The sequence below is a fragment of the Krasilnikovia cinnamomea genome, from assembly GCF_004217545.1.
Lineage (GTDB): Bacteria > Actinomycetota > Actinomycetes > Mycobacteriales > Micromonosporaceae > Actinoplanes > Actinoplanes cinnamomeus.
Window position 1 is genome coordinate 1 of sequence record NZ_SHKY01000001.1, and the last position, 18,395, is coordinate 18,395.

13 protein-coding genes are annotated in these 18,395 nt (G+C 75.2%); 7 read left to right on the top strand and 6 right to left on the bottom strand.

The window, feature by feature from the left end; genetic code table 11:
- Window positions 1-187: BlaI/MecI/CopY family transcriptional regulator (locus tag EV385_RS00005; protein WP_165449337.1), on the bottom strand; the 187-nt coding region annotated here is incomplete at its 3' end.
- A 77-nt stretch (window positions 188-264) separates the two neighbouring features.
- On the opposite strand from EV385_RS00005, the gene EV385_RS00010 reads away from it, so the two are divergent.
- The 3 genes from EV385_RS00010 to cydC are packed head-to-tail and all read left to right on the top strand — an operon-like array spanning window position 265 to window position 6,032.
- A complete protein-coding gene (locus EV385_RS00010; RefSeq protein WP_130507561.1) occupies window positions 265-1,671 on the top strand; it encodes a cytochrome ubiquinol oxidase subunit I in 1,407 nt (468 codons plus the stop codon).
- Between the two features lie 9 nt (window positions 1,672-1,680).
- Complete coding sequence (gene cydB, locus EV385_RS00015) at window positions 1,681-2,661, top strand: cytochrome d ubiquinol oxidase subunit II (protein ID WP_130507562.1); 981 nt, start codon at window positions 1,681-1,683, stop codon at window positions 2,659-2,661.
- On the top strand, window positions 2,658-6,032 hold the full coding sequence (gene cydC, locus EV385_RS00020) for a thiol reductant ABC exporter subunit CydC (protein ID WP_130507563.1): 3,375 nt from the start codon (window positions 2,658-2,660) through the stop codon (window positions 6,030-6,032). Before cydB ends, cydC begins: the two co-directional genes overlap by 4 nt.
- A gap of 87 nt (window positions 6,033-6,119) precedes the next feature.
- Here cydC and EV385_RS00025 read toward each other — a convergent pair whose 3' ends face one another.
- Both EV385_RS00025 and EV385_RS00030 read right to left on the bottom strand, forming a co-directional pair.
- Window positions 6,120-7,817: an ABC transporter ATP-binding protein gene (locus tag EV385_RS00025; RefSeq protein WP_130512960.1), complete on the bottom strand. Its 1,698-nt coding sequence runs from the start codon at window positions 7,815-7,817 to the stop codon at window positions 6,120-6,122.
- Window positions 7,818-7,921: 104 nt separating this feature from the next.
- A complete protein-coding gene (locus EV385_RS00030; RefSeq protein ID WP_130512959.1) occupies window positions 7,922-9,520 on the bottom strand; it encodes an ABC transporter transmembrane domain-containing protein in 1,599 nt (532 codons plus the stop codon).
- A gap of 361 nt (window positions 9,521-9,881) precedes the next feature.
- On the opposite strand from EV385_RS00030, the gene folP reads away from it, so the two are divergent.
- The gene (folP, locus tag EV385_RS00035) at window positions 9,882-10,682 is read left to right on the top strand and encodes a dihydropteroate synthase (protein ID WP_242625209.1); all 801 of its coding nucleotides are present in this window, start codon (window positions 9,882-9,884) and stop codon (window positions 10,680-10,682) included.
- A gap of 108 nt (window positions 10,683-10,790) precedes the next feature.
- Here the strand turns inward: folP and EV385_RS00040 are convergent, their stop codons facing one another.
- The 3 genes from EV385_RS00040 to EV385_RS00050 form a co-directional block, all read right to left on the bottom strand.
- A complete protein-coding gene (locus tag EV385_RS00040; RefSeq protein WP_130507565.1) occupies window positions 10,791-12,122 on the bottom strand; it encodes an IS110 family RNA-guided transposase in 1,332 nt (443 codons plus the stop codon).
- A gap of 474 nt (window positions 12,123-12,596) precedes the next feature.
- Window positions 12,597-14,360: a LamG-like jellyroll fold domain-containing protein gene (locus EV385_RS00045; protein WP_130507566.1), complete on the bottom strand. Its 1,764-nt coding sequence runs from the start codon at window positions 14,358-14,360 to the stop codon at window positions 12,597-12,599.
- A 361-nt stretch (window positions 14,361-14,721) separates the two neighbouring features.
- Complete coding sequence (locus EV385_RS00050) at window positions 14,722-15,750, bottom strand: alpha/beta hydrolase family protein (RefSeq protein WP_130507567.1); 1,029 nt, start codon at window positions 15,748-15,750, stop codon at window positions 14,722-14,724.
- 92 nt (window positions 15,751-15,842) lie between these two features.
- On the opposite strand from EV385_RS00050, the gene EV385_RS00055 reads away from it, so the two are divergent.
- The 3 genes from EV385_RS00055 to EV385_RS00060 all read left to right on the top strand — a co-directional run bounded on the left by EV385_RS00055 (window position 15,843) and on the right by EV385_RS00060 (window position 18,000).
- On the top strand, window positions 15,843-16,634 hold the full coding sequence (locus tag EV385_RS00055) for an LLM class F420-dependent oxidoreductase (RefSeq protein ID WP_130507568.1): 792 nt from the start codon (window positions 15,843-15,845) through the stop codon (window positions 16,632-16,634).
- Window positions 16,635-16,963: 329 nt separating this feature from the next.
- Window positions 16,964-17,119, top strand: a complete 156-nt coding sequence (locus EV385_RS33680) for a hypothetical protein (protein WP_165449339.1) — start codon at window positions 16,964-16,966, stop codon at window positions 17,117-17,119.
- Window positions 17,116-18,000 carry a PfkB family carbohydrate kinase gene (locus EV385_RS00060; protein ID WP_207229721.1) on the top strand — a complete coding sequence of 295 codons (885 nt, stop codon included), beginning with the start codon at window positions 17,116-17,118 and terminating at the stop codon, window positions 17,998-18,000. Before EV385_RS33680 ends, EV385_RS00060 begins: the two co-directional genes overlap by 4 nt.
- Window positions 18,001-18,395: the final 395 nt, after the last annotated feature.

Here is an 18,395-nt window from a genome sequence, read left to right on the forward strand (position 1 = left end):
CGCGGTCGGCGCGCTGCTGGCGCACCACGCCCTTCTTGGCGAGCCGGTCCAGCACGGTCATCACGGTCGTGTACGCCAGGTCGCGCTCACGGCTGAGCCGCTCGTGCACCTGCCGTACGGTCAGCGGCTCGCCCGCGTCCCACAACTGCGTCATGACCTCGCGCTCGAGGTCGCCCAGCCCGGCCATGTGAGCCACTCTACTCGCCGCGTCGTACTACGGGTCGTAGTATCTACTACGTTTCGTCGTAGAGGAGGGGCCCCCGCGTGGACGTGCTCGATCTGACGCGGCTGCAGTTCGCGGTCGTGACGATCTACCACTACCTGTTCGTGCCGCTGTCGATCAGCCTCGCCGCCACCGCCGCCGGACTGGAACTCGCCTGGCTGCGCACCGGCGCCGACAAGTACCGGCAGCTCACCCGCTTCGTCGGCGCCCTGCTCATCGTCACGTTCGCGGTCGGGGTGGTCACCGGGCTGGTACAGGAATTCCAGTTCGGGCTCGGCTGGAGCAACTTCGCCCGCTTCTACGGCGACGTCTTCGGGCCCACGCTGGCCATCGAGGGCATGCTCGCGTTCTTCCTGGAGGCCACGTTCCTGGCGCTGTGGTACTTCGGCTGGGACCGGCTGCCCCGCGCGGCGCACGCCGCCACGATCGTCGTCGTGGCCGTCGGCACGGTGCTGTCCGCCTTCATCATCCTGGCCGCCAACTCGTTCATGCAGAACCCGGTCGCGTACGCCCTCGACCCCGCCACCGGGCGCGCCCGGCTCACCAGCCTCACCGCGCTGCTGACCAACGAAGTCAACCTGGCCGCCTTCCCGCACACCATGGCCGGAGCCGCGATGGCCGGCGGGGCCCTGCTGCTGGCGATCGGCGCGTGGCGGGCACGGTCCGCCGCGAAGTCCGCCGCCGGTGACGGGGCGGCGTTCGGCACCCTCGCCCGGCTCGGCGCCTGGCTCACCTTCCTCGGTGGCGCGCTCACCGCCCTCACCGGCGACTACCTCGGCAAGGTCATCACCGGCGTGCAGCCGATGAAGATGGCCGCCGCCGAGGCGCTGTACGCCACCACCGCGGGCGCGCCGTTCTCCGTCTTCGCCCTCGGCGGCGGTGGCGACGGGCGGCCGTTCTTCAGCATCGAGGTGCCCTACCTGCTGTCCGTCCTCGCCAAGGGCTCCCCCGGCGCCACCGTCGCCGGCATCGACGACCTGCAGGCCCAGTACGTCGCCCAGTACGGCCCCGGCAGCTACATCCCCATGGTCCCCGTGGCGTTCTGGACGTTCCGGCTCATGATCGGGATCGGGATGCTGGCCGCCGGGCTCGCCGCCGCGTACCTGTGGACCGGGCGGCGCGGGCGCACCCCGCACCGGCTGCTGGTCCGCGCCCTGCCGGTGCTGCCGCTGCTGCCCGCCGCGGCCAACACCTTCGGCTGGCTGTTCACCGAGACGGCCCGCCAGCCCTGGCTGGCGTTCGGCATCACCACCGTCGCCGACGGCCTGTCCCCCGGCCTGACCCGCGCCGAGGTGCTGGCCTCCCTGCTCGGCTTCACCGCCGTGTACGGCGTCCTCGCGGTCGTCTGGCTGCGCCTCGTGCGGCGGCTCGCGCGCAAGCCCCTGGACCCCGCGCCCGCGCCCGCCTGCGCCGAGCGGGACACCCCCGAACCCGCCCCGGTCTACTGAGGAGCGCAGATGGTCACGTTCTGGTTCGCGCTGGTCGTACTCTGCTGGGTGTTGTTCTTCGTGCTGGAGGGCTTCGACTTCGGCGTCGGCCTGCTGGCGGTGTTCCTCGGCCGCGACGACCACGAGCGGTCCGCGGCGATCCGTACGGTCGGCCCGTTCTGGGACGGCAACGAGGTCTGGCTGGTCGCCGCGATCGGGGTGACCTTCGCGGCGTTCCCCGACTGGTACGCGGCCCTGCTCTCCGGCCTGTACCTGCCGCTGGTCGCGCTGTTGCTGCTGCTGGCGATCCGGGGGGTGGCGCTGGAGTTCCGCGGCAAGTCCGACGGGGTCCGCTGGCGGCGCGGTTGCGACGCCGCGCTGGCGGCCAGCTCCGCCGGGATCGCGCTGCTGTGGGGTGCGGTGCTGGCGGTGCTCGTGCGCGGCCTCGCCCTCGGACCCGCCGGCGAGGTCACCGGCACCGGCCTGTCCCGCACGCTCGGTCCGCTGCTGAGCCCGGCCGCGGCGGCCGGGGCGGCGGCCGGACTCGCGGTGGCGGTGCTGCTCGGCGCGGCGTTCCTGGCCCTGCGCACCACCGGTCCGCTGCGGCGGCGCGCCCGGCGGGTCTGCGTGGCCACGGCGGCGCTGCTCGGCGCGGGTCTGGTCGCGGCGGCGGCCGTCACCGGCTCGGCGGGCCCGCTGGTCGCGGCGCTGCCGTGTGCCGGGGTGGCGCTGCTGGCCCGCGACCGGCGGGAGGGCGCGGCGTTCACCGTCGCCGCGCTCGCGGTGGCGGGCGCGGTGGTCGCGGTGTTCACCGTGCACGGCGACGTCGTGCTGCGCAGCACGCTCAACCCCGCGTGGTCGCTCACCCTCGCCGACGCCGCGGCCACCGGATCCACGCTGCGGCTGCTCACCGTGGCCGGGGTGCTCATCCTGCCCGGCGTGCTGGTGTACCAGGGGTTCTCGTACTGGGTGTTCCGGCGGCGGGTCGCCAGTGAGCGGGTCCCCTCGTGACCCGTGGCCCGCTGGACCGGCGGCTGCTGCGGCACGCCCGCGCCAGCCGTACGCCGATCGCCGCGCTGGCGGGTATCGGGGCGGGGCAGGCCTGCGCGACGCTGCTGCTGGCCGTCGCGCTGGCCCGCACGGTCGCGGAACACCTCGACGGTGCGACGGTGGCGCTGCTGGCCGGGGCGTACCTCGCGCGGGCCGGGTTCGCCTGGGCCGAGCAGGTCGTCGCCCAGCGCGCCGCGGCCCGGGTCAGCGACGAGCTGCGGCGCGGCGTCCTGGCGGCGGCGCTGCGCCGGGGCCCCGCCTGGGCCGCCCGGTACGGCGCCGGGCGGCTGACCGCCGTGCTCACCACCGGGCTGGACGCGCTGCGTCCCTGGTTCAGCGGGTACCTGCCCGCGCTCGTTCTCGGCGTGGCCCTGCCCCCGCTGGTGGTCGCCGCCATCGCCGTCGTGGACCCGCCCTCGGCGCTGATCGCGCTCGCCACCCTGCCCCTGCTACCGGTGCTCGGCGCACTGATCGGGTGGGCCACCCAGGCGCGCGCCCGGCAGCGGTGGGCCGCCGACGCCCGGCTCGCGGGCCACTTCCTGGACGTGGTGCGCGGGCTGGCGACCCTGCGCGGGTACGGGCGGGCCGAACGGCAGGTACCGGTCGTCGCGGCGATGACCGAGCGGCACCGCGCGGCCACCATGCGGGTGCTGCGGGTCGCGTTCCTCTCCTCGACCGCGCTTGATCTGGTGGGCACGCTGTCCGTGGGGCTGATCGCGGTCACCGTCGGGCTCCGGGTGGCGGCCGGGGATCTGGCGCTGGAACCCGCCCTGCTGGTGATCCTGCTGGCGCCGGAGGCGTACCGGCCGCTGCGGGAGATGGCGGCCCGCTTCCACGCCAGCACCGACGCCACCGCGGTGATCTCCGACGTGGACGAGGTGCTCACCGGGCCGGCGCCGGCCGGTCAGAACGGCCCGGCGGGCGCCACCGGGACCGTCGCCGCGAGCGGGAACCGGGGCGGCGCACCCGGTGTCGCGGCAGCCGACATCCGGGTACGTCACCCCGGTGCCACCTGCGACGCCCTGGTCCTGCCGGGACTCGCGGTGGCGGCGGGCGAGTTCGTGGCGTTGCGCGGGGCGTCCGGCGCGGGCAAGACCACCGCCCTTCGGGTGCTGGCCGGGCTGCAGCCGCCCGGCCAGGGCACCGCGATCGTGACGGGGCCGCGCCCGCTCTATCTGCCGCAGCGGCCGATGCTGCCGCACGCCCGTACGGTCGCCGACGTCTTCGCCCGCGCCACCGGCCCGCGGGCGGCCCCCGACCCGGCCGGGATCGCGGCGGCGCTGCGGGTCGTGGGCCTCGACGGCGAACTCGGCCCCGGCACTGCGCTGGGTGAACACGGCGGCGGCGTGTCCGCCGGGCAACGGCAGCGGCTCGCCCTGGCCGTACTGCTGCACCAGGCGCGCCGGGAACCGGTGACCCTGCTGCTGGACGAGCCGACCGCGCACCTCGACCCGGCCGCGGAGGAACTGGTGGTGGCGGAGCTGCGGGCGGCCGCCCGGCGCGGCTGCGCGGTGCTGGCGGTGGCGCACCGGCCCGCGCTGCTGGCGGCGGCGGACCGCGCCGTCACCATCCACACCGCCACCGGCCGCCCGGGCGGGGTCACGGCCGGCCGGGAGCGCGCCCCGGCGGCACCCGCGTTGCCGCGCGCCGTCGACGGCCGCCGGTTCGGCCGGGTGGTACGGCGGCCCGGCACGGCGGTCGTTCTGGGCGCGGCGGCGTGGCTGGCCGGGATCGCGCTGACCGGCGCCGCCGCCTGGCTGCTCGTCCGGGCGGCCACGATGCCGCCGGTGCTGACGCTGTCGGCCGCGGTCGTGACGGTCCGGGCGACGGCGATCGCCCGGCCACTGCTGCGCTACCTGGAACGGCTGGTGTCGCACGAGGTCGCCTTCGCCCGCCTGGGCGCCTGGCGGTCCCGCGTGTACGCCGACCTGATCCCCCGCGTACCGGGCCCGGACCGGCACCGCCGTGGTGACCTGCTGACCCGCGTGGTCGACGACGTGGACGCCCGGGTGGACGGGCTGCTGCGCGGACGCCTGCCACGGGCCGCCGCCGCGCTGACCGTGGGCGTGGCCGGGGTCGCCGCCGCGGCCGTGCAGCCCGCCGTCCTGCTCCCCCTCGCCGCCGGGCTGGGCCTTTCCGCCGTGGCGGCGCCCGCGCTGGCCGGGCGCCGGGCCGCGCGACTGGACGAGGCCACCGGGCGGGCCCGCGCCGAACTGCGCGACGCCCTGGTGGAGTCCGTCGACGCGCTGGAGGAACTGGCCGCCCGCGACGCGCGGGCGGCGCTGGCCGTACCGGAGCGGCGCAGCCTCGCCCTGTCCACGATGGAGGCCCGCGCGGCGTGGAGCGCGGGCGGGGCCGCCGCGTTGGCGCACCTCGGCTGGGGAGTGGCCGTGGTGGGCACCGCCGCCGTCCTGAGCGCGGTCACCGGTGTCGCGCCGGAATGGGCCGCCGTGCTGCTGCTCGGCACGGTGGCCCTGAACGAGCCCGTGGCGGGGCTGCCGGACGCGGCCGTGGCCCGCCGCCGGGCGGCGGGCGCGCGGGCCCGGCTGGCCGCACTCGCCCCCTCGGCCCCCTGGACGAGTGCCGAGGGCGCGGGCGGGACCGGAACGTGGGCTGAGGGCGCGGACCGGGCCGCGACATCGGTCGAAGGCGCGGGCGGGGCCGGGGTCAGGGTCCGCGGGCTCGTGGCGGGCTGGCGCCCCGACGCACCACCGGCGCTGCGCGGGCTCGACCTGGACCTGCCCGCGGGCGGGCGGGTGGCGGTGCTCGGCGCGTCCGGCAGCGGCAAGTCCACGCTGGCCGCCGTGCTGGCCCGGCTGCTCGACCCGCGCGAAGGGACGGTGTGGATCGACGGCACGGATCTGCGTGCGCTGCCGGAGGAGGCCGTCCGCGGCACGATCGCCCTGGTCGGCGACGACACCGGACACGTCTTCGCCTCCACCGTACGGGAGAACCTGCGCCTGGCCCGCCCCCGCGCGACCGACGCCGACCTGCACGCCGTCCTGGCCCGGGTCGGCCTCGGCGACTGGCTGGCCCGGCTCCCGGACGGGCTCGACACCTGGCTCGGCACCGGCGGCGCCACCGTCTCCGGCGGGCAGCGGCGCCGGCTGGCGACCGCTCGCGCGCTGCTGGCCGGACCGCGCGTGCTCATCCTCGACGAACCGACCGAAGGCCTGGCCGAGGACGAGGCCGGACTGCTGATGGCGGACCTGCTGGCCGCCGGTGCGGGCCTGTCCGTGCTGCTGTTCACCCACCGCCGCGAGGGCCTGGACGCGGTCGACGCCGTGCACGTCCTGACCGAGGGGGCGCTGGCCGAACCGGTGCTGCGGTAGACGGCCCCGCGGCGGGCCTGTCCGGCACGCCGCCGGGCGGAGACACCGACTGCCCCGGCCCGCCGTGCACAGCCGGACCCGGGGCCGTCAGCGCGCGCCGTCGCCGTGCCAGGAGCGCCACAGCGCCGCGTAGGTGCCACCGGCCGCGACCAGTTCGTCGTGGCTGCCGAGCTCCACGACCCGGCCCGCGTCGAGCACCGCGACCCGGTCCGCGTCGCGGGCGGTCTGCAACCGGTGGGCCACCACGACGACGGTGCGCTCGCGCAGCACGGCGGCCAGCGCCCGCTCGGCGCCCCGCGCGGTCCGGGGGTCCAGCAGCGCGGTGGCCTCGTCGAGCAGGACCGTGTGCGGGTTCGCCAGCACCACCCGGGCGAGCGCCACCTGCTGGGCGCGGGCGCCGTCGAGCGGGTGGCGGCCGAGGTCGGTGTCCAGCCCGGCCGGTAGCTCGTCGAGCCAGTTCACGCCGACCGTGGCCAGGGCCGCGCGCAGGTGCGTGTCCGTGGCCCGGGGGGCCGCCAGCCGCAGGTTGTCGCGCAGCGAGTCGCGGAAGACGTGGTGCTCCTGGGTGACGAGGACGAGCTGGCGGCGCAGCAGCCCCGGGGGCAGGTCGGCGACGGGCACGCCACCGACCGTGACCGTACCGGCGCGCGGGCGGTCCACCCCGGCCAGCAGCCGGACGAGGGTGGACTTTCCGGCGCCGGAGACGCCGACGACCGCGAGCCGCTCCCCCGGCCGCACGGTGAGGTCGACGCCGCGCAGCACGTCCGGCCCGCCGTCGTAGGCGTACCACACCCCGGTCATCTCGATGCGGTCCCCGGCGGGGGCGGCGGTGCCGGGGGCCGGGGCGGGCGGGACCGCGGCCAGGCCCTCGACCCGGGCGTACGCCGCCCCGCTGGCCTGCAGGCGCTCCATCCAGACCAGGATGATGTCCAGCGGGGCGGCGAGCTGGCGCAGGTACAGCGCGCAGGCGGTGACCGCGCCGAGGCTGAGTTCGGCGTGCCGGTGCAGGGCGCCGCCGAGCAGCAGCACGGCGACCACGGGCAGCACATAGGACACGTCCACGAGCGGGAACAGCACGCTGCGCAGGAACAAGGTCCGCAGCCGGGCCCGCCGGACCCGGTCGACGGCGACCCGGCCGCCGGCGAGGCGGCGACCCTGCAGGCCGAGGGCCTCGACGGTACGGGCTCCCGCGACGGTCGCCGCCAGCTCGTCGGCGAGGGCGGAGCCGGCGGCGCCTTCCTCCAGGTAGGCGGCCCGGGCCCGGCGCAGGTACCAGCGGACCGCGATCGCCGCCGCGCCGAGGGAAAGCAGCCCGGCCGCGCCGAGCACCGGAGCGACCAGCAGCACCGCCCCGAGCAGGAACACCGCCTGGGTGGCGGCGACGAACACCTCGGGTACGGCGTCGCGCAGCGTGGCCGCGACGGCGCCGACGTCACCCGTGCCCCGCGCGGCCAGGTCGCCCGCGGGCACCCGTTCGATCGTGGCGGGGGTCAGGCCCAGCGCCCGGTCGAGGAACTGTTCCCGGACCCGGGCCGCGGTCCGCTCCCCGAACCGGTGCGCGACCAGCAGCGTCCACCGGGTGAGCAGGATCTGCGCCGCCGTGGCGGCCACGATGCCCAGGGCCAGCCGGTCCACCCCGGCCACCGCGGCGGCGCCCTCGGCGGCGACGGCGTCGACGATCTGCCCGAGCAGCCGCGGCGGGGCCAGCCCGGCGGCCGCGGCCAGGGCGGCGAGCCCGACCATGCCGGTGACGGCGCGCGCCTCGGCGGACAACAGCCCCGCCATGGCGCGGCGCACCCGGCGCCCGTCCGCGACCGGCAGGCCGTCCACCCGGCCGCCCGCCGCGCGGCGACCACCGGCCGCGCCGCCGCCCACGGCCGCCGGGGCGCTCACCGGGTGGCCGAGCGGGGTCGCGCGGCGACCGGCCCGTCCGCGCCGCGCAGGACCAGGGCCCGGTAGCCCGGCACGGTCGCCAGCAGTTCCCGGTGGCTGCCGCAGGCCAGGACCCGGCCGTCCACCAGGAAAAGTACGACGTCCGCCCGGGCCAGCAGCGCCGCCGACGTGGTGGCCAGCAGCGTGGTCCGCCCGGCGCGGGCCGCCGCCAGCCGTTGCGCGATGGCGCTCTCGGTGTGCGCGTCCAGGGCGGACGTCGGCTCGACCGCCAGCAGCACCTCCGGGTCGGCGTACAGGGCCCGGGCGAGCCGGATCCGCTGGCGCTGGCCGCCCGAGAGGTTGCGGCCGCGGTGCTCCACGCGCGCCGCCAGGCCGTCCGCGACGTCGCGGGCGAGCGCCGTGTCGAGCGCGCGCAGCAGGGCGGCGTCGTCGGGGTCGAAGCGGCCGGCCACGACGTCGTTCAGGGATCCGGCGAACAGCTCGGCCTCGTTGTCGGCGACCAGGATGCGCTCGCGCAGCCCGCCGGTGGCGATCCGGTCGAGCCGCACCCCGGCCCAGCTCGCCGCGGTGGGCCCGAACCGGCCGAGGCGGTCGACCACGGCGACGGCCTCGGCGGGGTGGGCACCGGCCAGCGCGGTGATCCGGCCGGCGGCCACGGTGACGCCGGAGGCGGGGTCGTGCAGGCTCACCGGGCCGCGCGGGGCGGGTACGGCCGGTGCCACGTCGTGCTCCGGGCGCAGGGCCAGGAAGTCCGCGACGCGGCGGCCCGCGACCAGCGCCCGGCTGATGTCGGAGCCGCCCTCGATGAGGAACGCCACGGGGACGACGAGCACGGCGGCGTACCCGTACACGGCCACGAGGTCGCCGACCGTGATGTCGCCGCGCGCGGCGAGCCGGGCGCCGAGCCATGTGACCACCGCGAGGAACAGGGCGGGCAGGCCCGCACCGAGGGCCTGGATCCAGCTGGTCACCGCACCGACCCGGTAACCCTCGTCGCGCAGCAGCCGGGAGTCGCGCCCGTACCGCCGGGCGGTGGCCCGCTGGCCGCCGAGACCGCCGAGGATCCGCAGGCCGCCGAGGACGTCGACGAGCCGGGCGGCAAGGTCGCCCTGCCGGTCGCGGTAGCGGCTGTCGGCGTGGTGCAGCCGGCCCAGCAGCGGCCCGACCGCCAGGGCCAGCACCGGCGCCCCGGCCAGCACGACCACCGCCAGCAGCGGCGAGATGCCGGCCAGCAGGGCCGCCACCACGACGTACGCCACCAGGGCCCCGACTCCCGGGCCGGTGACGGTCAGGGCCTGCGCGAGCACCCACACGTCGCCGATGCCCAGCGTGACGACCTCGCCGGGCGGCAGCCGGCGCGGCAGGGCCGCGCCGAGCCGGGTCGCGTGCGCCAGCACCTCGCGTACGGTCCGCAGGCCCGCGTCCAGCCGGATCTTCGTCGTGGTGCGGTGCCGCACGATGGCCAGGACGGCGTTGGCGACGCCGACGGCGAGCAGGGCCGCGGCCCAGCCGGCCAACGCGGCCGGGCGGCGCGGCTGCAGGCCGCGGTCCACGGCCAGCGACAGCAGGTACGGCGGCAGCGTCAGCCCCACCATCCACGCGGTGCCGACGGCCACCCCGGCCGCGACCCGCGCGCGCTGGCCGCGCACGAGCCACCACAGATAGCGGACCGGTCCGCGCACGTCTCCCGGCCCCAGACCATCCTCAATCACCCGTTGGACGATAAATCAGTGTCTATCGATGTCGAAAGCCCGCCTGCCCGCTGACAGGTCGGCAGCGACATCCCGGCCTCGGCGGACGGCGCCGGCTGTTAGTCTCGCGATGCCGCAGAACCGCAGCCAGGGAGCCATGCCCGTGACCGACGTGACCTCCGGCGGCGTCGCGCGGCCGGACCTGGCGCACCCGCGGCGGGTGATCGGCGGCCGTACCTTCGACTTCTCCCGCCGGGTCGCGGTGATGGCGATCGTGAACCGGACCCCCGACTCGTTCCACGACCGGGGCGCCACGTTCGCCCTCGACCGGGCGATCGAGGCGGCACGCGCGGCGGCGGCCGCCGGGGCCGACTGGATCGACGTGGGCGGGGTGCCGTTCGCTCCCGGCCCGGAGGTCACCGCCGAGCAGGAACTGGAGCGGGTGCTGCCGGTGGTGGAGGCCGCCCGCGACCTGGCGGTGGTCTCGGTGGACACGTTCCGCCCGGAGGTGGCCCGCGCGGTGGTGGCGGCCGGGGCCGGGGTGGTCAACGACACCTCGGGGCTGCGCGATCCCGCGATGGCGGACGCGGTCGTCGGCACCGACGCGACGCTGGTGATCACGCACAGCCTGGCGGCGCCCCGGACCCGGTACCCGCGCCCGTCCTACGACGACGTGACCGCCGAGGTGCTCGACTTCCTGCGCCGCCGGGTCCAGCTGGCGCTCGACCGCGGGGTACGCCCCGAGCAGATCGTCATCGACCCGGGTCACGACCTGAACAAGAACACCTACCACTCGCTGGAGCTGACCCGGCGCCTCGGCGAGCTGACGGCGCTCGGGTACCCGATGCTGGCCGCCGTCAGCAACAAGGACTTCATCGGCGAGACGCTGGACGCGGCGCAGCACGACCGGTTGATCGGCACGGTCGCGGCGGTGGTGTTCTGCGTGACCCAGGGCGCCCGGATCGTCCGGGTGCACGACGTGCCGGCGGCGGTGGACGCGGTCCGGATGACGGAGGCGATGCTGGGTCTGCGGCCGCCCGCGACGGCCCGGCACAACCTCGCCTGACCCGATCTCCGCTCATCTGACCGGTAAATGACCTGTACCACGGCGGTTCTTGCGCACAGGGACCTGGCCGGGTGCCGATGGGTCGACCCGGGCGTGGGTGGTGCGTGGTCAGGCTGTGGGTTGCAGGGTGACGGTGTGGCCGAGGGCTTCGAGCTGCCGGATCAGGCTGTTGGTCTTGCGGGCGGTGTTGACGCGGCGGTCGTAGAAGTCCGCGCCGAGGTCGTGGAAGCGGGCGGCCGGGTCGGCGAGTAGGTGCCAGACGATGACGAGGATGGACCGGGCGACAGCGACCAGGGCTTTGCCTTTGCCGCGGCGTTTGACCAGCCGCCGGTAGCGTTCGGACAGGAATGTGTTCTTGCCGCGGGCCGCTGCGGCGGCGACCATGCCGAGGGCTCCCTTGAGGTAGGGGTTGCCTTTGCCGGTCTTGCCCGCGCTCAGGCTGGTCCCGGACTGGATGGTGCGCGGGCACAGCTTCGCCCAGGACACCAGGTGCGCCGCGGTGGGGAACCGGGTCATGTCCAGCCCGACTTCCGCGATGATCAGCTGGGCCGAGCCGGTGCCGATCCCCGGGATCTCGGCCAGGCGCCCTCGGGCGTGCAGCGTTGCCGCAGCGTCGCTGTCACTGCCGGGGGGCGCTGGGGGCGAGGGCGGGTCGACGTGGTCGAGCAGCTGCCCGATCCGGTCGGTGAGCTTAGCGATCTCGGTGTCGAGCCGGTCGATCTGGTCGAGCAGGATCCGGGCCAGCTCGCCGTGGTGGTCGTCGAACCGGCCGGTGAGTGCCTCGACCAGCGCGGGGTGCTTGCCGCGCAGTCGACCCCGGGCCAGATCAGCCAGGGCGTGGGGGTCGCGCTGACCGGCGATGAGGGCTTCGACCATGTCCCGGGTGGACATCGTGCGCACTGTGGACGCCACCGAGGTGACCTTGATCAGGGCGTCTTCGAGGAGTTTCTCCAGCCGCGACCAGTACCGGGTCCGGTCGCGCACCAGATCCACCCGCATCCGGGTGTAGTCCCGCAGCACCCGGATCTCGGCCGGGGGCACGAACGACGGGCGTAGCAGGCCCTTCTCGGTGAGCTTGGCCAGCCACACCGCGTCCAGCTTGTCGGTCTTCGGCCGGCCGGGCACGTTCTTGACGTCGCGGGCGTTGACCAACTGCACGTCCAGCCCGGCGGCTTCCAGCAGGTAGAACCAGATCCGCCAGTAGTCCGACGTGCTCTCCACGGTGGCCTTCTGCACCCCGGCGGCCACCAGGGCGGCGGCGAGGTCACTGATCGCGTTCGTGGTCGCCGGCACCTGCCAGACCCGGCTGCTACGCCGCCCGCTGGGGCCGGGCAGCCGGGTGCAGACCATCCCGGACTCCTTGGCCACATCGATCGCGCACACCCGCGCCAAAACCTCCTCACACTCGGCGTCCGGGATCTCCTCAGGAAACGCGCGCATCTCGGGTTACCTCCCTTCCCCCCGTGATCGACCCACCGTTGACAGGGCGGCCGCCCGGGGGCCTCGGTCGGGAACCGAAAATCTGACCGGCGTGCTCGAAGCAACACTGCGTGACCCGTCAAGGTCCGGGGCCCCGGCGCCAAACTTGTTAACGACCTCACCAGATCAAGATCACGCGGCGTCGGCGGGCGACCTACCCACCATTTTCACGCCTGCGAGGCGTCCGAAGAGACCGGGAAACTTGTTTCACATGGGGTCCCGGTGTTGCGTTTTGATGACATTCGCTGAACGATTGTCGTCGATCCGCCATCCCCCTCGCGGCGGTGCCGAAGGAGTCCCCCGTGTCCACTCCCCCCGCGACCGCGGCGTACGCCGGGTAGACCGGCGCGCGCCGCGACCATCGACGCGGCGCGCGTCCCTCCGCCCCGGCGGCCGGCGACCGTCCCCCACGGCCGCCGGGGCCCTGCGCGTCACTCAGCCGATGCTGATCCAGACGTCGTCGAGATACCCGTGGTACTGGTCGTTGTTGACGGCCAGTCCCTTGCCACCCATCCGCAGTGGCTGGGTGGTGACCACCGACAGGGTGACCGGCAGGATGGCGGCGCCGCGCTGCACGTCGTCGACCCGGATGGTCAGCGAGGTGCCGACGCGCCGGCATTCCAGGGTGTGCCAGCCGCCGTCCGAGATGGACAGGGCGCTCTTGGCCACGTACAGCGTGGTCGAGTTCTGGTCGCTCATGACGCAGCTGGGCTTGCCGGAGGCGCCGTCCACCTGCAGCTTGTACTGCCCGCCCGAGGTCGAGTAGCCCTTCTGCACGATGTTCTCGCCCGACGAGGTCTCGGTGGCGGACAGCCGCACGGCCGCCCCGAAGCGCAGGTTCCGCGTACCCGGGTTCAGGTCGGCGGAGTCCGCAGCCTGCAGGTTGAGCCGCCCGCAGGTCGCCGCGACGGCGCACTTCGGCGGGAACAGGACGGCCTGGCCGGTGCCGTGCGCGACGAGGGTGGCCTTGGCCCCGTTGGTGGCGAACGCCTTGAGCAGGTGCCCGTTGCCGGAACCGTCGTCGAACGTGCCGTCGGCGACCGTCGAGTCGAAGTTGTACGACGCGACGAACGGCGACGGTGGCGCGGGCGGCCCCGCCGAGCGTGCCGTCGGATCGACGAACGCGGCGTAGCGCTTCTGGGTGATGCCGTTGACCAGGGTGAAGTCGCCGCCGACCGAGACGATGCCCAGGCCCTCCGAGCTGGTCATCACCCGGACACCGACGACGCCGTTGGCCTGCGGCGCCCACGGCAGCAGGTTTCCCTGACCGTCGATCGCGGCCAGCTTGACCCGTGGGATCGAGCCGTCGGTGCAGACGCCCTGGGCTCCGTTGTTCGTGGTGGTGCAGGCGTTGTCGAAGTGCCCGCCCACGTACGTGTTGCCGCCGAACACGGTGAGCGCCTGGATGTCGCCGTCGAAGACGCGGGTCCAGCGGGTCGCGCCCGCGAAGGTGTAGGCGAGGGTGCGCCCGCCCTTGCCGCCGAGCGCGGCGTACACCCCGGTGGCGTCGGTGGCGAGCGCGAAGACCTGCGAGACGGGCTTGGGCTTGAAGGCCGCGTCGAGCACGCCGGTGACCGGGTCCACCGCGGTCAGCCGCAGGGTGGAGGGGACGTTGTTGGTGCGGTGGAAGCGCCCGCCGAGGTAGACCTTGTTGTTCGCGACCGCGAGCGCGTTGACGGCGTCGTCCGTCGTCGGGGCCCACCCCGTGTCCAGCGCGCCCGTGGCGGTGCTGAACGCGGCCAGGTTGGCCCGGGCGACGCCGTCCACTCCGGTGATCCGGCCACCCATGTAGAGGCGCCCACCGGCGACCGCCAGCGCGTTGGGCTGGCCGAGGATGCCGTGTTTGAGGGCCGTGGGCACGCCGGTCGTCGGGTCCAGACCGGCCAGCGAGTCACGGTTCTGGCCGCCGATGACGCCGAAGTCTCCGGCCGCGTACATGATCGTGCCGTCGGTGGCGAGGGCCCGGACGGTCTTGTCGGCGCCGGGGTTCCACGGCAGCAGCGCCCCGGTCCGCCCGTCGAAGGCGGCGAGCCGGTTGCGGACGACGGCCTTGCCGGCCACCACGGCCTTGGTGAACGCGCCGCCCACGTACACGGTGTCGCCGCGGTAGGCGATCGCGAAGACGGAGCCGTTGAAGCTGGGGGATGTGGACGGGGTGCTGTCCACGACCGCCGCGATCGCCACGCTGCCGGCCGCCATGAGGCCGAGCGAGACCGCGCCGACCAGGATCCGGCGCGCTGATGATTTCAGTCGAATTCGGTTGCTGCGCACATCGGGAACTAACGGCACGGGGCTCCGGAGGACGCGAGCACCGTCGCCGTGATCGCCCCGCAGGGCTGGGCGCCCGCGCAGATCACCCGTCCGGGGGTAATCCGGACGGCCAGGCCGGTGCCGCTGAACGGGGTGATAATGCCGGACGCCCGAGGCGCCGCGGGTGTGGAACGGCGCTCCGCCGCGACCCGGCAGTGACCCGACCTCGCTCGGGCACCGCCGGATCGGCCTGGTCGCCGGGCCCCGGCACCTGCTGTGCAGCCGAACTGGTCGTGCGCGAGAGCACCGCCTAGAGCTGGCTCTCCAGGGTCGCCACCCCGTCGAGGGCCGCGGCAGCGGGGATGCGGTCCCGCGCGGCGGTGTCGCCGTACAGCGCCCAGCGCAGGAACTCCGTGCTGGTCCCGGCGGTCGGCGCCAGGTCGCCGGGCTCCGTGACGTGGCCGCCGTCGGTGATCGACAGCATCGCCCGCGACCACGGGGTCGCCTCGAAGACCGTGTGCCCGGCCTGCCAGGTCACCGTCTTGTCGTGGCGGCCGTGCACGTACAGCATCGCGGCGGGCGGGCCGGCGAACGGCTGGCCCCGGAAGTCCGTACCGGCGAACACGACCCCCGCCTTCAGGCGGGGGTCACGGACCGCGCTGAACAGCCCCACCGTCGTGATGCCCCCACCCGAGTGCCCGGCGGCACCCAGCCGTTCCGGGTCGATGATCGCGCGCAGCGGATCGCCCATGCCCAGCAGCTGATCCAGCAGGAACGACGCGTCCGCGGGCTGGTTGACGATGTCGGTCGGCTGGAAGTCCCGCACCCCGTACGAGGTGTGCGGGTAGGCGGGCCCGGCGACCACGAACCCGGCCTGCGCCCAGCGGGACAGGATGTCGGCGTACGCCTCGGGCGTGGAGGTCAGGCCGTGGCTGAACAGCACCAGCGGGAACAACCGGCCCGCGGCGGGCTCGGCGTCGACCACCGGCGTGGGACTGCCCGGCGTGCCCGACGCCGGATACCACACCCGGGTCGGCAGCGGCCGGTCACCGCGGGTGAACGACATGTCACGCCGGCCCACCGCGTACGCCTGGGCGGGCGCGCTGCCGGTCGGCGGCGTGTACGGCGTGACCTCGCGCGGCGCCAGCGACGACGCCGTGGTCGAGGCGAGGATCGGCTCGGCCGAGGCCGGCACGGGGGGCGGGCTGCCGGGGGTGGCGGTCGGCGCGACCGTGCCGGAGCCCGTGGTCGCCGTCGAGCCCCCGTTCGAGCAGGCGGACACGCCGCCCGCTCCGGCGGCAGCGGCCAGCACTCCGAGCAGCAGATTCCGTCGTCGCATGGTGCCCATTGTCCGGACCGTAGCTGGGAGGAACCTGCCCGTGCTGCGAGGGCTGAATCACATCCTGGCGGTCCGGCACTAGGCTGAGCCCCATGATCGATCGACCGGTGCGGATAGCACTGCAGCTTCAGCCGCAGCATCTGGACTACAAGGCGATCCGCCGCACCGCGGCGGAGGCCGAGGATCTCGGCGTCGATGTCATCTTCAACTGGGACCATTTCTATCCCCTATCGGGTGACCCCGTGGGGCTGCACTTCGAGTGCTGGACCATGTTGGGCGCGTGGGCCGAGGCGACCGCCCGGGTGGAGATCGGCGCGCTGGTCACCTGCAACAGCTACCGGAACCCGGAACTGCTGGCCGACATGGCCCGCACGGTCGACCACATCAGCGACGGCCGGCTCATCCTCGGCATCGGTTCCGGCTGGTTCGAGAAGGACTACCAGGAGTACGGGTACGAGTTCGGCACGGCGGGCGGCCGCCTGGACGACCTGGCCGCCGCGCTGCCGCGCATCGAGTCCCGGCTGGGCAAGCTGAACCCGCCACCCACCCGCAAGATCCCGGTGCTGATCGGCGGCGGCGGCGAACGCAAGACGCTGCGGCTGGTGGCCAGGCACGCGGACATCTGGCACGGCTTCGGCGACCCGGACACCGTTGCCCGCAAGGTCGAGATTCTCCACCGGCACTGCGCGGAGGTGGGCCGGGACCCGGCGGAGATCGAACTGTCCACCGGCGTACGCGGCAACCCGGCCGAACTGGGCGGGCGGCTGCGTGAGCTGGGCGTATCCCTGTTCACCGTGGGGGTGGGCGGCCCGGACCCGGACCTCGGCCCGCTGCGTTCCTGGCTCGCCTGGCGCGACGCCGAGAACGGCCGGACCGGCGGCTGACCGCCCCGGGCGCGGAAGCCGCCCAGCGCGACGGCTTCCGCGCCCGCCGCCGCTCCGGCCCTTCCGCGCCCGCCGCCGCTCCGGTCCTTCCGCGCCCGCCGCCGCTCCGGTCCTTCCGCGCCCGCCGCCGCTCCCGTCCTTCCGCGCCCGCCGCCGCTCCCGTCCTTCCGGGCCCGCCGGTTCGGACCAGCTCGGATCGAGCCGGACCGGACCGCCGCTCCCCGTCGTTGCCAATCCGGCAGCCTCCCGAGGTACCCAGCATCGGCCGGGTTTTCATGTGACGATCAACTGAGGACCACCGGCGCGACCTCGGAAGGAAGCGTTTGGCGATGAAGAAGCTCATCGGCTGGATCCTGGCCATACTGCTGGTGTTCTATATCGGGACGCATCCCGGTCCCGCGGCGGACATCGCGCAGGGAATCGGCAACACCGCCGCGGACCTCGCCCAGGGGATCGGCGTGTTCGTCTCCGACCTCGCTTCGTGACCGTACGCGTGGTCTGTGTCGGTCTGGCCACGGTCGACCTGATTCAGCGGGTCGACCGGATACCCGGTGCCGACGAGAAGGTGGAGGCCGGCTCCGCCGAGCTGGCCGCTGGCGGCCCGGCCACCAACGCCGCCGTCGCGGCGGCCGCGCTCGGCGCCGAGGTCACCCTGGTCACGGCCGTGGGGACGCATCCGCTGGCGGCGGTCATCCGCGCCGACCTTTCCACGTACGGGGTGAGCGTGCTCGACGCGACCCCCACCGCGAGCACCCCTCCCCCGGTCTCCGCCGTGACCGTGCTAGCGGCCACCGGCCAGCGCAGCATCGTGAGCCGCAACGCGGGCGGGCTGTCCGCTCCCGCCCCCGCCGCGCTGACGGGGGTGCTGTCGCGCGCGGACGCGGTGCTGGTCGACGGTCACCATCCCGCGCTGGCCACGGCGGCGGCGCGCGCCGGACGCCCGCTGATCGTGGACGCGGGCAGCTGGCGTCCCGTGTTCGCCGACGTCCTGCCGCACGCCGAGGTGGTGGCGTGCTCGGCGACGTTCCGCCACCCGGAACTGCCCGATCCCGCCGCGATCCTCGACCTCGGCGCGCGGCACGTCGCCGTCACCGCCGGGCCGGAGCCGGTGCGGTGGTTCGCACCCGGGGCCGCGGGTGAGGTGCCCGTGCCGCCGGTCGCCGCGGTGGACACCGCGGGTGCTGGTGACGTGTTCCACGGGGCGCTCGCGGTCGCGGTCGCCCGCGACGGCGCGCTGTCCGACCTGCCCGGGTCTCTGGGGTACGCGGTCGCGGTGGCCGGGATCCGTGTCGGCCACGCCGGTCCCCGCGCCTGGCTGGCCGACCCGCGCCTCGCCACCCTGTCCCTCACCGCTTCACCCCGCTAACCACCGCAGCGAGCCCCCCAACCCAACCGACACCACAGCCACAGCCCCTCCCGCCTCGCACGCGAGCCCACGGACCCAGAAGCCACGGACCCACGGACCCACGGACCCAGAAGCCACGGACCCACGGAGCCAGAAGCCACGGAGCCACGGACCCAGAAGCCACGGAGCCACGGAGCCACGGAGCCACGGACCCACGGACCCACGGAGCCCCGGAGCCCCGGACCCACGGAGCCACGGAGCCACGGCGCCGGAGCCACGGTCGGCGCGTCACGCAGCGGCCCCGACATCGACGCCGGGGGCCGCCCTAAGCCGTCCGACCGGCCGAAGAATCGATGTCGAAGACTTCGGGTCCGCCCCGCACCCAAACCCTCCAAGATCCGACTGGCCCCCGCAGC